This is a genomic window from Stenotrophomonas sp. FW305-3-2-15-E-LB1 (genome assembly GCF_058787375.1).
On the sequence record NZ_JBYSZR010000014.1, the window covers coordinates 1 to 13,238 of the forward strand.

Below are 13,238 nucleotides of genomic sequence, written 5' to 3' on the forward strand. Positions count from 1 at the left end.
CGATCCAGCCCTGTTGAAGGTGGGCCAAGCCCGCTTCCTGCAGGCTTGACTGCGAACATAGGATCTCGACTCTACCGGGCCGCCGGCGATGCCGTAGACTGCGCCCACTTCCAGGTGACCTGCGGCCGCGGCCGGCAGGTTGAAACGGGAAGCCGGTGACGCGTGGCAACACGCCAGGCCGGCGCTGCCCCCGCAACGGTAAGCACGTCTGTTCCAGGCAATACCGCCACTGTGCCACCGGCATGGGAAGGCGCCTGGACGGTGGCCTCGCGCCACCTGGCGGCAAGCCCGGAGACCGGCCCGGAAGCCTCAGGTCGCGATGCGGTGGGCATGGCGCTGGATGATCGCGGCCTCTGCCGCGGCTTCGGCGCGTGCCTGCCTTCGTGGCTCCTCCCCTTCGCCACGCGGGCGTGCGTGGCACCCGGAGTCCTCCCGATGAAGCTGCAGTTCCGAATGCTGTCCCTGGCCGTGCTGGCCGCCCTGCCCGCCCTGGCCCATGCCCAGGCGAGCGATGACACCGCTGCGCTGGACCAGGTGCTGGTGACCGCCACGCGCACCCCCATCGCCCTGCAGGACAGCATCGCACCGGCGCAGGTGATCGACCGCGCACATATCGAATCCAGCCAGGCCACCTCGCTGCAGGAACTGCTGGCGGGCCGCGCCGGCATCAACCTGACCAACAGCGGTGGCCTCGGCAAGCAGAGCTCGCTGTTCCTGCGCGGCACCAATTCCTCGCACACCGTGGTGCTGGTCGATGGCGTGCGCATCAACAGTGCCGACCTTGGCCTGGCGATGTACCAGGACCTGCCGCTGGCGCAGATCGAGCGCGTGGAAATCGTGCGCGGGCCGCAGTCCAGCCTGTACGGCGCCGATGCCATTGGTGGCGTCATCCAGATCTTCACCCGCCGCAACCAGGGCGGGTTTGCGCCGCACTTCCAGCTGGGCGGCGGCAGCAATGGCCTGCGCGAAGCCAGCGGTGGCATCGGTGGCAGCGGCGAGCACGGCTGGTTCGGCGCCGATATCGCCTACCAGCACACCGACGGCATCAACGCCTGCCGCGGCTCGGCCACGCTGTTCACCGGCTGCTTCGCCGATGAGCCCGACCGCGATGGCTACCGCAACCTGTCCAAGAGCCTGCGCGGTGGCTACACCTTCAACGAGCAGTGGAGCGTGGAAGGCAGCGCCCTGCGTGCCGAAGGCGAGAACCACTACGACGGCTACTACAACTACTCGGAAACGCTGCAGCAGGTGATGTCCGGCAAGGTGCGCTACACCCCGTCCGAGCGACTGGCCTTCACCGCCAGCGTCGGCCGCAGCGACAACGAGTCGGACAACGTCGGCGACTTCGGTGTGTCCGGCAGCGCGCAGACGCACCGCGACAACGCCTCGCTGCAGGCCGATATCGGCCTGGCCGAGGGCCAGCTGCTGAGTACCGGCGTGGACTGGAGCGAGGACAACCTGGATGGCAGCAGCGCGGGCTATCTCGTGGACAGCCGCCGCAACACCGGCGTGTTCGTGCAGTACCAGGGCCGTTTCGGCCACCACCAGCTGCAGGTGAGCGCGCGCAACGACGACAACGCGCAGTTCGGCAACCACGCCACCGGCAGCCTCGGCTGGGCGATGGACCTGGGCCACGGCCTGCGCGTGAATGCCAGTTATGGCACGGCGTTCAAGGCACCGACCTTCAGCGACCTGTACGACCCGTGGAGCGGCGTACCGACGCTGGATCCGGAGACGTCGAAGAGCGCCAACATCGGCCTGTCGCAGCAAGGCCAGGGCTGGCACTGGGGCGTGGACGTGTACGAGACCCGCATCGATGACCTGATCACCTACGATGCGACGACCTTCATGATGCAGCAGATCGAGAAGGCGCGTATCCGTGGTGCCGAACTGACCGCAGGCGTGGTGCTGGCCGGCTTCGACATCAATGGCCAGCTGAGCTACACCGACCCGCGCAACCGCACCGCTGGCAGCGCGCAGTTCGACAACTGGCTGCCGCGCCGCGCGCAGCAGACCGCGCGCCTGGACGTGGACCGCCGCTTCGGCGATTTCCGCGCCGGACTGACCGTGCAGGGTGCGGGCAAGCGCTTCGACGACGCCAGCAACGCAGTGAAGGTGGGCGGCTACGGCACGCTGGACCTGCGCGCGGAGTACGCACTGACGCCGTCGTGGTCGCTGCTGGCCCGCGCAGCCAATGTGTTCGACCGCCGCTACGAGACCGTGGCGTGGTTCAACCAGCCGGGCCGCGAGTACCAGCTGAGCGTGCGGTACCAGCCGAAATAACCACGCCGGCCATGGTAGTGCCGGCCGCTGGCCGGCAACGTCATGGTCTATGGCAGCGTGCAACGGGTTGCCGGCCAGCGGCCGGCACTACCCAGTGCGTCAGCGCTGCAGGCCGGGCAGTTCACGCAGATCGTCGATGACCGACACGGCGTGCGCGGTGTCCAGGTCCAGGCCACGCGGATAGCCATAGCGCACCAGCGCGATCGGCATGCCGGCGTCTTCGGCGGCACGGTAATCGGTGAGCGAATCACCCACCATCAGGCAGGCGTCCACCGCCTGCCCGAAGTGCGCGGCGATGTGCCGCAGCGGCTCGCCACTGGGCTTGCGCTGCGGCAGCGAATCACCGCCCAGCACCAGCGAAAACGCATCCGCAATGCCCAGGTGCTGCAGCAACGGCGGTACCAGCGCGGCCGGCTTGTTGGTGCAGATGGCCAGCGGCACGCCGCGCGCGCGCAGCAGGGCCAAGGCTTCCGGCACGCCATCGAACAGGCGCGGGCTGCGCAGCAGGCATTCGCGGTAATGCACCATGAAGGTCGGCATCACCTCGGCCAGGTCCACGTCGCGACCGGCGGCGTGCACGGCCTGCTCGACCAGCCGCCGCACGCCATCACCGATCCAGCCCAGCACGGTGGTTTCCGGCACGCGCGCGACGCCGATGTCTTCCAGCGTGCGGTTCAGCGCTTCGGCAATGTCAGCCGCGCTGTCCACCAGCGTGCCGTCCAGATCAAACACAACCAACGGATAGGGATACGACAAGGGACGGTACCTGTACGACGTGGGCCGTCCATTGTACGCCCCGGCATTTCCGCGCCCGCCTCAGCCGATCCGGCGGGCACGGGTGGCCAGGAAGGTGGGCAGGTAGCGGTCGATCAGGAAACGCGGGCGCGGCTGCCAGTCTTCCATGAAGCGCTCGACCACGAAGCCGGCATCGAGCTGGCCACCGATCAGGTCGCCGAGGCTGTGGCCGAAGGTCAGTGCTTCACCACGGGCCAACTTGGCCTCGCGCTCTTCGGCCGGCAGGTCTTCCAGGTCCGAATACGGAATGGCGTACTGCGGGCGGATCAGGCCCTGTTCCTGCAGCTGCGGATCGCGCGCGCCCACGAACACCACCGGGTTGTAGAAGCTGGCCAGCAGCAGGCCATCCCGCGCCAGCACGCGCTGGCACTCGGCCCAGACCGGGCGCACATCCGGCACGTACAGGTTGGAAATGGGGTGGAACACCACATCGAAGCTGCCATCGGCGAAGGCATGCAGGTCACGCATGTCGCCCTGCACGGTGCGCAGTGACAGCCCATCGCGCTCGGCCACGCGGCGGTCCTGCGCCAGCTGCCCGTCGGACAGATCGAACACGGTGACCACCGCGCCAGCGGCGGCCAGCACCGGCGCCTGCTGGCCACCGGCCGATGCCAGGCAGAGGATGCGGCGGCCGCGTACATCGCCCAGCCAGTCCAGCGGCAGCGGGCGGGGCGTCAGGTGGACCTGCCAGCGTCCCTGGCGTGCGGCAGCGATGGTTTCGGCATCAACCGGGCGCGACCAGTCGCTGGCCTCGCGTGCCTGGCGGTCCCACGCCGCGCGGTTGTGCTCAAGCAATCCCTGTCCATGGCTCATGTGTCCTCCTTGACCGGTGGGCGCCAATCCAGATCCTGGAATGCCGGGCTGGCGAAACACTCGGCCAGGAAATCCAGGAACCGCCGCATGATAGCGGGCTGCTGTCGACGCGATGCGTACACGGCATGAATGCCCAGCTCGTCCAGCGCATAGGCCGGCAGCAGCTGCACCAGTTCGCCCGAACGCAGCAGCGGTGCCACCTGGTAGGTCGGCAGCATGGCGATGCCGGCACCGGCGCGCACCGCTTCCAGCAGCAGGGAGGCTTCGTTGGCGCTGATGTTGCCGCCCACCGCCACCGACAGCGAGCGACCGTCGCGATGCAGCTGCCACAGGCTCCTGCCGACGTAGTGGTGGGTGAGGCAGTTGTGCGCGGGCAGCTGCTCCGGCGCGCTGGGCGTGCCGTGTGCCTGCAGGTAGGCAGGCGTGGCGCACAGTACCGAACGGCAGGTGGCCAGCCGTCGCGCGATCAGGCTGGGATCGATCTGGCGGGCGATGCGCACGGCCAGGTCCACGCGCTCCTCCACCAGGTTGACCATGCGGTCGACCAGCAGCAGTTCGATGCGCGCGGCCGGGTGGCGCTGCACGAAGGCCGCCACGGCGCGCGCCAGGTGGCTCTGCCCGAACGACACGCTGGCGGTGATGCGCAGGGTGCCGTGCGGCTCGGGATCGTCGCTGGCCAGTTCGCCCTGCAGTTCCTCGCCGATGGCCAGCATCTGCCGGAAGCGCGCCAGCGCGGCTTCACCGGCGCCGGTCAGGCTGATCCGCCGCGTGGTCCGGTGCAGCAGGCGTGCGCCCAGCCAGCCCTCCACCTCGGCCAGGTAGCGGCTGACCATCGCGCGGGACATGTCCAGCACCTCGGCGGCAGCGGTCAGGCTGCCACGCTCGGCCACTTCGACGAACACGGTCATGGCTGTCAATCGGTCCATCTGCTCGATCCATGCAACAAACAAGCGCGTTATACGCTGTTTTTCGAGCAACTGCAGCGGCCTACAGTGGCCTCGTTCCCACCCCATTCCGCCCCAAGGAGTTCCGCCATGAAGATCGCCCTCGTCGGTGCCACCGGCAACATCGGCCGCCAGATCGCCCGCCACGCCCTCGCCCACGGCCACCAGGTGACGGCCGTGGTCCGCAGTGAAAAAGACCTGCCGTCCGAGCTGGCCGGTGCCCAGCTGGCCATCGCCGCGCTGGACGACACCGCCGCCCTGGCCGCCGTGATCGCCGGCCATGACGTGCTGGCCAGCGCCTATGGCCCGCGCCCGGGTGATGACATCGGCCAGATCGCCAGCGTGGCCGACCAGCTGGTCGCCGCCGCACGCCAGGCCAAGGTGCCGCGCGTGGTGGTGGTCGGTGGCGCCGGCAGCCTGGAGATCGCACCGGGCGTGCAGCTGGTCGACACCCCGGATTTCCCCGCCGCCTACAAGCCGTACGCACTTGCCGCGCGCGAAGCGCTGAAGCGCCTGCAGGCGGTGGAGGACCTGGACTGGACCTTCTTCTCGCCGGCCGCGGAAATCGGCCCCGGCGAAGAGCGCGGCCAGTACCGCGTGCAGGCCAAGACCTTCCTGGCCGATGCCAGCGGCCACAGCCGCATCAGCTACGCCGATTACGGTGCGGCATTCGTGGCCGAGCTGGAAGCGGGCAAGTACCCGAAGCAGATCATCACTGCGGCGTATTGATCGATACGTTTCCCCTGTAGAGCCGAGCCTGCGCTCGGCTTGAGGCAACCACTGCAGCCGAGCACGGGCTCGGCTCTACACGAGGAATCGTTGATGCGTACTGCTGCCCTGCTGCTTCCCCTCGCGCTGGCCGCGGGTTTCGCCAGTGCACCGCTGCGTGCCACCGCGGCGGCGCCTGCCACCGCCCCTGCGGCGCACTCACAACTGCACCTGCAGACCTTCCATCCCGGGCCGCAGGCGATGTTCTCCGTGTCCTCGGTGCTGATCGAAGGCCGCAATGAGGCGATCCTCGTCGATGCGCAGTTTGCCGCCAGCGATGCGGCTGCGCTGGCCGACAGGATCCGCGCCAGCGGCAAGCGGCTGACCACGATCTACATCAGCCATGGCGATCCGGACTACTACTTCGGCCTGGCCACGCTGCAGGATGCGTTCCCGCAGGCACGCATCGTCGCCACGGCGCAGACCGTTGCCCACATCACGCAGACCCAGGCCGGCAAGCTGGCCTACTGGGGCCCGAAGATGGGTGCCGATGTACCTGCGCGCATCGTGCTGCCGCAGGTGCTGGACGGCGATGCACTGCAGCTGGAAGGCCAGCGCCTGCCGCTGATCGGGCTGGACGGGCCGACACCCGACCGCACGGTGCTGTGGGTGCCGTCGCTGCGTGCGATCGTCGGTGGCATTCCGGTGGTGGCCGGTGAGCACGTGTGGATGGCCGATACACAGACGCCGCAGTCGCATGCCGATTGGCTGCAGACGCTGCAGCACCTGCAGGCGCTGAAGCCGAAGGTGGTGGTGCCGGGCCATTACGCGCCGGGTGCGGCACTGGATGCGAGCGCGCTGCGTTTCACTGCAGGCTACATCCGTGCGTTCGATGCGGAGGCGGGCCAGGCGAAGGACAGTGCGGCGCTGGTGAAGGCGATGCAGGCGCGCTATCCGGCGCTGGAGGGCGTTGCGTCGCTGGAGCTGAGTGCGAAGGTGGCCAAGGGCGAGATGCAGTGGCCGTGAGGTAGGTAGTTTCTTTTTGCAGGGCTGCGCCCTGCACCTGCTCAATGCAACGGCAACGGCAACAGCTGGGTATCCGTGGGTTGCCGGGGTGGGTGCCGACAGCTTCCCGCTGCTGTTGGTAGGTGCCGACCGTTGGTCGGCACGGGGTTGATCAGTGCCCGAACAGTTCGCCCTGCACCACCGGTTCTTTATCGCGGAATCCCCCCAGGCCAACGCCTACGAGGCGGTAGCGGGTGTCGGCAGGCAGGTCGACGCGGGCGCGCAGGGACAGGGCGATGTCGCGCAGTTCCTGCATCGATTCCGGTGGACGGTCCGGAGTGAAGCTGCGGGTGAGGATGCGGAACTGGGCGGTCTTCAGTTTCAGCACGACGGTGTGGCCGATGCGTTCGGTCTTGCGCGTGGCATTCCAGGTCTTCTCGGCCAGCTGCACGATGGCCTCGCCCAGGTCTTCCAGCAGCAGGTCTTCGGCAAAGGTGTCCTCGGAGGAGATCGACTGCACCTGCTGGTCCGGCTCCACCGGGCGTTCATCGATGCCGCGGGCGCGGTTGTACAGGCTGCGGCCGAAGCTGCCGAAGTTTTCTTCCAGGTCCGGCAGCGTCCAGTTGCGCAGGTCACCGCAGGTGACGATGCCGCGCTCGGCCAGCTTGCCTTCCATCACCTTGCCCACGCCCGGCACGCTTTTCACCGGCAGCGTCAGCAGGAACGCGTCCACGCGTTGCGGCGGGATGACGAACTGGCCGTCAGGCTTGCGCCAGTCCGAGGCGATCTTGGCCAGGAACTTGTTCGGCGCGATGCCGGCTGAAGCAGTCAGGTTCGTCTCTTCGCGGATCTGCGCGCGGATGGTGCGGGCGATCTCGGTGGCCAGTTCGATGCCGCTCTTCGGCGCGGTCACGTCCAGGTAGGCCTCGTCCAGCGACAGCGGCTCGACCAGGTCGGTATGGCGCAGGAATATCTCGCGCACCTGGCGTGACACGGCTTTGTAACGCGCGAAATCCGGCGGCACGAAGATCGCATCCGGGCACAGGCGCTCGGCGCGCAGGGCGGGCATTGCCGAGCGCACGCCGAACACACGGGCCTCGTAGGAGGCCGCGCACACCACCGAGCGTGCACCGCGCCAGGCCACGACCACCGGCTTGCCGCGCAGTGACGGATCGTCGCGCTGCTCCACCGACGCGTAGAAGGCGTCCATGTCGACGTGGATGATCTTGCGCAGTGCGTTCATGGTTGGCGGACATCATACCCGCACCGTACCGCTCCAGACGGCCAAGTATGGTCGTTGTGCATCAACGGGATGCGTGATTCCCAGGGAAAACACTACGCACGCGTACGGTGCGGCGGTTTGATTCCCGTTGCAACCGTCGTGCATTCTCGGGGACTTGTTGCCTTGTTTTCGCTTCCAGGAATGCGCTTTCCATGACTCGTCTCCACGCGTTCAACCGTGACCAGCTGCTGGCCAGCGCCCGCGGTGAACTGTTCGGCGCCGCCGCCGGCCGTCTGCCCAACGACCCGATGCTGATGTTCGACCGCATCACCGAAATCCGCGAGGACGGCGGACCGCATGGCAAGGGCATGGTACGTGCCGAACTGGATATCCGCCCGGACCTGTGGTTCTTCGGCTGCCACTTCATCGGCGACCCGGTGATGCCTGGCTGCCTGGGCCTGGATGCCATGTGGCAGCTGACCGGTTTCTACCTGACCTGGCTGGGTGCGCCCGGCAAGGGCCGCGCCCTGGGCTGCGGCGAGGTGAAGTTCACCGGCCAGGTGCTGCCGGAAGCCAAGCGGGTGCGCTACGAGATCGACATCACCCGCGTCATCAACCGCAAGCTGGTGATGGCCCAGGCCGATGCCCGCATGTACGTGGACGACCGCGAGATCTACAACGCCCGCGACCTGCGCGTGGGCCTGTTCACTGAAACCGGGAGCTTCTGATGCGTCGCGTCGTCATCACCGGCATGGGCATCACCTCGTGCCTGGGCAATGATCTGGATACCGTTTCCTCGGCGCTGCGGGAAGGCAGCGCCGGCATCACCGCGCTGCCCGACCACGCCGAAGCCGGCCTGCGCAGCCAGATCGGTGGCCGCGTCGACCTCGACCTGGATGCGCAGATCGACCGCAAGCAGAAGCGCTTCATGAGCGATGCGGCGGCCTTCGCCTACATTGCCATGCGCGATGCCATCGCCGATGCCGGCCTGTCGCCGGAACAGGTGAGCGCGCTGCGTACCGGCCTGATCGCCGGTTCCGGCGGTGGTTCCAGCGAATGGCAGGTGGGTGCCGTGGACCTGCTGCGCGCCCGTGGCGTGCGCAAGGTCGGCCCGTACATGGTGCCGCGCACGATGTGCTCCACCGTGTCGGCCTGCCTGGCCACCGCCTTCCAGATCAAGGGCGTCAGCTACTCGCTGTCGGCTGCCTGCGCGACCTCGGCGCACTGCATCGGCGCGGCCGCGGACATGATCCGCCACGGCGCGCAGGACATCATGTTCGCCGGTGGTGGTGAAGACCTGCACTGGTCGATGAGCGTGATGTTCGATGCGATGGGCGCACTGTCGACCAGCTTCAACGACACCCCGGCCAGCGCCTCGCGCCCGTATGACAAGGACCGCGACGGCTTCGTCATCGCCGGTGGCGGCGGCATGCTGGTGCTGGAGGACTACGACCACGCCGTCGCCCGCGGCGCGCGCATCCATGCCGAGCTGATCGGTTATGGCGTGACCTCCGACGGTGCCGACATGGTCGCCCCGTCCGGCGAAGGTGCCGTGCGCTGCATGAAGATGGCGCTGCAGAACGTCGATCGCCCGCTGGATTACCTCAACACCCACGGCACCTCGACGCCGCTGGGCGACGTGACCGAGCTGGGGGCGATCCGCGAAGTGTTCGGCGATGCCGTGCCGCCGCTGTCGTCGACCAAGGCGCTGTCGGGCCACTCGCTGGGCGCCGCCAGCGTGCACGAGGCGATCTACTGCCTGCTGATGATGCGCGATGGTTTCGTGGCCGGTTCGGCCAACATCACCGAGCTGGACCCGGCGGTGGAAGGTTTCCCGATCCTGCGCGAAAGCCGCGAGCAGAAGCTGGATACGGTGATGTCCAACAGCTTCGGCTTTGGTGGCACCAACGCAGCGCTGGTGTTCGGCCGGGTGTGATTGAAAGGCGTGCCGACCAACGGTCGGCACCCACCAGAGCGGTGGTGGTGGATGTGTAGAGCCGAGCCCATGCTCGGCTCAGTGCCAACCAAGGTTGGCATCTACCAGAGCGGTGAGGCGTGCCGACCAACGGTCGGCACCCACCGGAGCGGTGGTGGTGGAGGTGTAGAGCCGAGCCCATGCTCGGCTCAGTGCCAACCAAGGTTGGCATCTACCAGAGCGGTGAAGCGTGCCGACCAACGGTCGGCACCCACCGGAGCGGTGGTCCCACCGTCAGGTTGGCAGCAGCGGCACCAGCAGGGCGTGGGCATCCACCAGCGAGCCGACGATGCGGTGGCCCAGCGCGCGCAGTTCTTCATCCGGATGCACCAGGTCCGGCACCTGGATCACGGTCATGCCTGCCGCAACGGCGGCGCGCGTGCCGGCCGGTGAATCCTCCAGCGCCAGGCAGCGCTCCGGCGCCTTGCCCAGCCGCTGCGCGGCCAGCAGGTAGCTGTCCGGCGCCGGCTTCGGGTGGGCGACGTCGCCGCTGGTGATGACCGCATCGAAATACGGCAGCAGGCCGGCGGCGGCCAGCTTGCGGTTGGCCCGCGGCTGCCGCGTGGTGGTCGCCACCGCGCGCGGAATGCCGTGCGTCTTCAGCAGTTCCAGCAGTTCCACGATACCCGGCCGCAGCGGCAGGCCGGTCTGCGTGCGCGCTTCGTACAGGTCGTGGCAGCGCGCGGCCATCGCCGCGATCACCGCGTCCGACACCCCCTGCCCGCGCAGCAGCGCCTGGCTGTCTCGGTCACCCAGGCCAACCATGCGCACGAAGAACGTTTCGTCCAGGGGCAGCCCGGATTCGGCGGCCGCCTGGCTCCAGCACGCGATCGACACCCGCTCGCTGTCGATCATCAGGCCGTCCATGTCGAAGATGACGGCATCCGGAAGGAACGGCAGCGCTGCGAGTGAAGTCATGGAGCGAACAGGGTGTCCAGGTCGGTGGGGGTCAACATCCGCCATTGGCCTTCGTCCAGCCCCTGCAGGTCCAGGCCGCCGACGCGGCTGCGGTGCAGGGCCTGCACGTGGTTGCCGACGGCGGCGAACATGCGGCGTACCTGATGGTAGCGGCCTTCGTGCAGCACCAGGCGCGCCTTGCGCGGGCCCAGCACCTCGAGTTCAGCCGGCAGCAGGGGCGTCTTCTCCGCTTCCAGCATCAGCGTGCCGCTGGCGAACTGCGCCACTTCGTCGCCACGCAGGTCTTCGGCCAGTTCCACTTCGTAGACCTTGGGCAGCTTCGACTTGGGCGAGATGATCCGGTGCAGCAGGCCGCCATCGTCGGTCAGCAGCAGCAGGCCACTGGTCTCGCGGTCCAGGCGGCCGACCGTGGACAGCACCGGGTCGCGGTCGCGGAAGCGCGGCGGCAGCAGGTCGTAGATCAGGCGGCCGGTGTCCTTGGTCGAGCAGGTGTAGCCGGCCGGCTTGTACAGGGCCAGCGACAGGCCCACCGGCGGATCCAGCGGCTCGCCGTCGACCCGGATCGCCTCGTGCGGCACCTGGTCATCGGCGTACAGCACTTCGCCATCGGCATCGGTGACGCGGCCCTCGCGGAACATCCACTGCACCTGCTTGCGGCTGCCATAGCCGAGGTTGGCGATCAGCTTGACCAGCTTCACTTGCCCTTCCCCTGCGCCTTCACCGCTTCCACCAGCTTGAAGCCATCGCGCTCGGCCACCACGCGCACCGCGCCGAAGCTCTCGTTGAGCGTGTACTCGTAAGGCAGGTGGCGGTTGGCCACCACGTACAGGCGGCCACCCGGGCGCAGCGCCTGCGCGGCCACGGCGATGAAGCGCTGGCCGATGTCGGGGCGGTCGGCACGCGAGGGCGTGTGGAACGGCGGGTTGCTGATGATGACGTCGTAGCCCGGCTCGATGCCGGCGGTGACGTCGCGCCACAGGAAGCGCAGCGGCAGCGCGCGCGGCGGCGGTGCCAGGTTCAGTTCGGCCAGGGACAGCGCACGCTGCTCGGCTTCATACAGGTCCAGCGCGGTGATCTTCGGGCAGCGTTCCAGCAGCTCGCGCGACAGGTAGCCATAGCCCGCACCGAGGTCGGCGGCACGGCCGGCCAGATCCGCCGGCAGGTGTTCGGCCAGCAGCGCGGAGGCCGGGTCGATGCGGTCCCAGGCAAACACGCCCGGGCGGCTGAGGAAGCGGCCGCCGACGATCGGACGCACCGCGTCCAGCGCGCTCCAGCGCTTGGCCAGGTCGGCATCGTGCTGGCCCTGCAGCGGGGCGGTCCAGTACACGCGGCAGTGGTTCTTGGTCAGGCAGCCGCCGAGGCCGGTCAACTGCTTGAGGTCGCCTTCGCCGGAGCGGGCGCCCTCGTTGTTGGACTGGCAGGCGACGATGCGGCCGCCCTCGGCCACCAGGGCCAGGGCGCGGGCGAACAGCGCGCGGGCCTCTTCACGCTGGCGCGGCGGCAGCACCAGCACCAGCGGGTAGCGGCCCTTGCCAGCGGCATCGTCGATCTGGCCGCTGACGGTCCAGCCGGCGGCCTGCTGCAGCGGCTCGGCAAACGGGGCGAAGCTCTGCTCGCAATGCACTTCGCGGTTGCCGGCGATCTCGCGCAGCGGCCAGCCATCACGGGCACGGAGGAAGGCCACCGGGCCGTCGGGCCAGTGCAGGGCGCCGTTGCTGAACGGCAGGAGCAGGGTCTGCAGGGGGGCGTCGTTGCTGGAGGCCATCGGCGCGGGTACTTCAAGCGTAGGGCCGTCCATTGTACCGGCTTGGCCGTGCCGGCCCCGGCGCGCCGCTTTGCGAAACTTCAACGGGCTGTTGATGTGCCGACAACATCGAAGCGTTCAGGGTAGGGACTCACCCCCAGCAACCCCAGGAGAACCTGCATGCGCGCCTTGTTCGTCGGTGGAGTGGTCGACAACAGTGAAATGGACCTGGAAGGCAGCCATCCGCCCGTGCATTACCCCGAGGACACCGGTGGTGGGCATTCGCGCTACCGCCTGCACCAAGTCGGCCATGGCGCCGATGGCAGCGTGGCCTACGCGGTATACGGCGCACCGGACTTGGCCGACGAGGAGGTGGCCCGGGTGGCCGACGAGCGTGCGTATGCGCGCCGGTTCGAAGCGACGCCGACCGTGTTCGAGCATTGATCGACCGGTGATCAACCGAGCATGGGCTCGGCTCTACAGTAGCGCCCGAGCCCATGCTCGGGCGGCGGCGTAGCCGCGGCGCCACATCGGATCAGGGCGCCTTGGGCGGCAGGCGGCTGACGCTGGCGATCTCGTCCAGCCAGAGGTGGTGCTGCTGCACCGGGTTGTCGTAGTCGTCCAGGCGCAGCTGGCCGTTGCTGCCTTCATCGCCCGCTTCGTTGCGGTACTGCTGCAGCGTCGGGCGCACGGCGACGGTGCCCAGCAGGCGCTGGCCATCGTGCAGGGTCACCTGCACCTGCCATTCGCCATCAAGCTGCGGCAACAGGGCTTCCAGGCGCGCGATCTGCGCCGGGTCGGTATGGATGCGGGGAGCAATACGGGACATCG

General features: G+C 68.5%; 14 protein-coding genes and 1 riboswitch. Of the genes, 6 read left to right on the forward strand and 8 right to left on the reverse strand.

Going from position 1 to position 13,238, the window contains the following annotated elements; genetic code table 11:
* Positions 1–95 precede the first annotated feature (95 nt).
* Positions 96–318, forward strand: a riboswitch (cobalamin riboswitch).
* A gap of 117 nt (positions 319–435) precedes the next feature.
* Positions 436–2,283 (forward strand): TonB-dependent vitamin B12 receptor, encoded by a 1,848-nt coding sequence (gene btuB, locus AC3WL7_RS11745; protein WP_492750363.1) that lies wholly within the window; start codon positions 436–438, stop codon positions 2,281–2,283.
* Between the two features lie 99 nt (positions 2,284–2,382).
* On the opposite strand, the gene gph is transcribed toward btuB, so the two are convergent.
* Genes gph through AC3WL7_RS11760 form a run of 3 tightly spaced genes read right to left on the reverse strand, consistent with a single transcriptional unit; the run spans position 2,383 to position 4,817 of the window.
* Positions 2,383–3,039 (reverse strand): phosphoglycolate phosphatase, encoded by a 657-nt coding sequence (gene gph, locus AC3WL7_RS11750; RefSeq protein ID WP_492750364.1) that lies wholly within the window; start codon positions 3,037–3,039, stop codon positions 2,383–2,385.
* A gap of 60 nt (positions 3,040–3,099) precedes the next feature.
* A complete protein-coding gene (locus tag AC3WL7_RS11755) occupies positions 3,100–3,891 on the reverse strand; it encodes a class I SAM-dependent methyltransferase (protein ID WP_492750365.1) in 792 nt (263 codons plus the stop codon).
* Entirely contained in the window at positions 3,888–4,817 is a 930-nt protein-coding gene (locus tag AC3WL7_RS11760) for a LysR family transcriptional regulator (RefSeq protein WP_200734567.1), read from the reverse strand. The genes AC3WL7_RS11755 and AC3WL7_RS11760 overlap by 4 nt, the downstream gene beginning before the upstream one ends.
* Positions 4,818–4,925: 108 nt before the next feature.
* On the opposite strand from AC3WL7_RS11760, the gene AC3WL7_RS11765 reads away from it, so the two are divergent.
* The gene (locus tag AC3WL7_RS11765) at positions 4,926–5,564 is read left to right on the forward strand and encodes an NAD(P)-dependent oxidoreductase (RefSeq protein ID WP_492750366.1); all 639 of its coding nucleotides are present in this window, start codon (positions 4,926–4,928) and stop codon (positions 5,562–5,564) included.
* A gap of 93 nt (positions 5,565–5,657) precedes the next feature.
* Complete coding sequence (locus AC3WL7_RS11770; RefSeq protein ID WP_492750367.1) at positions 5,658–6,569, forward strand: MBL fold metallo-hydrolase; 912 nt, start codon at positions 5,658–5,660, stop codon at positions 6,567–6,569.
* A gap of 151 nt (positions 6,570–6,720) precedes the next feature.
* Here AC3WL7_RS11770 and dinB read toward each other — a convergent pair whose 3' ends face one another.
* A complete protein-coding gene (gene dinB, locus AC3WL7_RS11775; protein WP_079220499.1) occupies positions 6,721–7,791 on the reverse strand; it encodes a DNA polymerase IV in 1,071 nt (356 codons plus the stop codon).
* Positions 7,792–7,982: 191 nt separating this feature from the next.
* On the opposite strand from dinB, the gene fabA reads away from it, so the two are divergent.
* Positions 7,983–8,498: a 3-hydroxyacyl-[acyl-carrier-protein] dehydratase FabA gene (gene fabA, locus AC3WL7_RS11780; RefSeq protein WP_108745897.1), complete on the forward strand. Its 516-nt coding sequence runs from the start codon at positions 7,983–7,985 to the stop codon at positions 8,496–8,498.
* Positions 8,498–9,706 (forward strand): beta-ketoacyl-ACP synthase I, encoded by a 1,209-nt coding sequence (fabB, locus tag AC3WL7_RS11785; protein WP_492750368.1) that lies wholly within the window; start codon positions 8,498–8,500, stop codon positions 9,704–9,706. The genes fabA and fabB overlap by 1 nt, the downstream gene beginning before the upstream one ends.
* A gap of 273 nt (positions 9,707–9,979) precedes the next feature.
* Here fabB and AC3WL7_RS11790 read toward each other — a convergent pair whose 3' ends face one another.
* The 3 genes from AC3WL7_RS11790 to AC3WL7_RS11800 are packed head-to-tail and all read right to left on the reverse strand — an operon-like array spanning position 9,980 to position 12,428.
* Positions 9,980–10,663 carry an HAD family hydrolase gene (locus AC3WL7_RS11790; protein ID WP_492750369.1) on the reverse strand — a complete coding sequence of 228 codons (684 nt, stop codon included), beginning with the start codon at positions 10,661–10,663 and terminating at the stop codon, positions 9,980–9,982.
* Positions 10,660–11,361, reverse strand: coding sequence for a pseudouridine synthase (locus AC3WL7_RS11795; protein WP_116863745.1), 702 nt, complete (start codon positions 11,359–11,361; stop codon positions 10,660–10,662). The genes AC3WL7_RS11790 and AC3WL7_RS11795 overlap by 4 nt, the downstream gene beginning before the upstream one ends.
* Positions 11,358–12,428: a class I SAM-dependent methyltransferase gene (locus AC3WL7_RS11800; RefSeq protein WP_492750370.1), complete on the reverse strand. Its 1,071-nt coding sequence runs from the start codon at positions 12,426–12,428 to the stop codon at positions 11,358–11,360. Before AC3WL7_RS11800 ends, AC3WL7_RS11795 begins: the two co-directional genes overlap by 4 nt.
* A gap of 159 nt (positions 12,429–12,587) precedes the next feature.
* Between AC3WL7_RS11800 and AC3WL7_RS11805 the strand changes: the two genes are divergently transcribed.
* Positions 12,588–12,851, forward strand: a complete 264-nt coding sequence (locus tag AC3WL7_RS11805) for a hypothetical protein (protein WP_079220493.1) — start codon at positions 12,588–12,590, stop codon at positions 12,849–12,851.
* Between the two features lie 91 nt (positions 12,852–12,942).
* Here AC3WL7_RS11805 and AC3WL7_RS11810 read toward each other — a convergent pair whose 3' ends face one another.
* Positions 12,943–13,236: a DUF3247 family protein gene (locus AC3WL7_RS11810; RefSeq protein WP_492750371.1), complete on the reverse strand. Its 294-nt coding sequence runs from the start codon at positions 13,234–13,236 to the stop codon at positions 12,943–12,945.
* Positions 13,237–13,238 lie beyond the last annotated feature (2 nt).

Bases quoted from the DNA above. Each gene is read 5' to 3' on its own strand.
- dinB (WP_079220499.1), bottom strand. From the start codon at position 7,791: ATGAACGCACTGCGCAAGATCATCCACGTCGACATGGACGCCTTCTAC.
- AC3WL7_RS11805 (WP_079220493.1), top strand. From the start codon at position 12,588: ATGCGCGCCTTGTTCGTCGGTGGAGTGGTCGACAACAGTGAAATGGAC.
- AC3WL7_RS11800 (WP_492750370.1), bottom strand. From the start codon at position 12,428: ATGGCCTCCAGCAACGACGCCCCCCTGCAGACCCTGCTCCTGCCGTTC.
- AC3WL7_RS11765 (WP_492750366.1), top strand. From the start codon at position 4,926: ATGAAGATCGCCCTCGTCGGTGCCACCGGCAACATCGGCCGCCAGATC.
- AC3WL7_RS11770 (WP_492750367.1), top strand. From the start codon at position 5,658: ATGCGTACTGCTGCCCTGCTGCTTCCCCTCGCGCTGGCCGCGGGTTTC.
- btuB (WP_492750363.1), top strand. From the start codon at position 436: ATGAAGCTGCAGTTCCGAATGCTGTCCCTGGCCGTGCTGGCCGCCCTG.
- fabA (WP_108745897.1), top strand. From the start codon at position 7,983: ATGACTCGTCTCCACGCGTTCAACCGTGACCAGCTGCTGGCCAGCGCC.
- AC3WL7_RS11790 (WP_492750369.1), bottom strand. From the start codon at position 10,663: ATGACTTCACTCGCAGCGCTGCCGTTCCTTCCGGATGCCGTCATCTTC.
- AC3WL7_RS11810 (WP_492750371.1), bottom strand. From the start codon at position 13,236: ATGTCCCGTATTGCTCCCCGCATCCATACCGACCCGGCGCAGATCGCG.
- AC3WL7_RS11755 (WP_492750365.1), bottom strand. From the start codon at position 3,891: ATGAGCCATGGACAGGGATTGCTTGAGCACAACCGCGCGGCGTGGGAC.
- AC3WL7_RS11760 (WP_200734567.1), bottom strand. From the start codon at position 4,817: ATGGACCGATTGACAGCCATGACCGTGTTCGTCGAAGTGGCCGAGCGT.
- fabB (WP_492750368.1), top strand. From the start codon at position 8,498: ATGCGTCGCGTCGTCATCACCGGCATGGGCATCACCTCGTGCCTGGGC.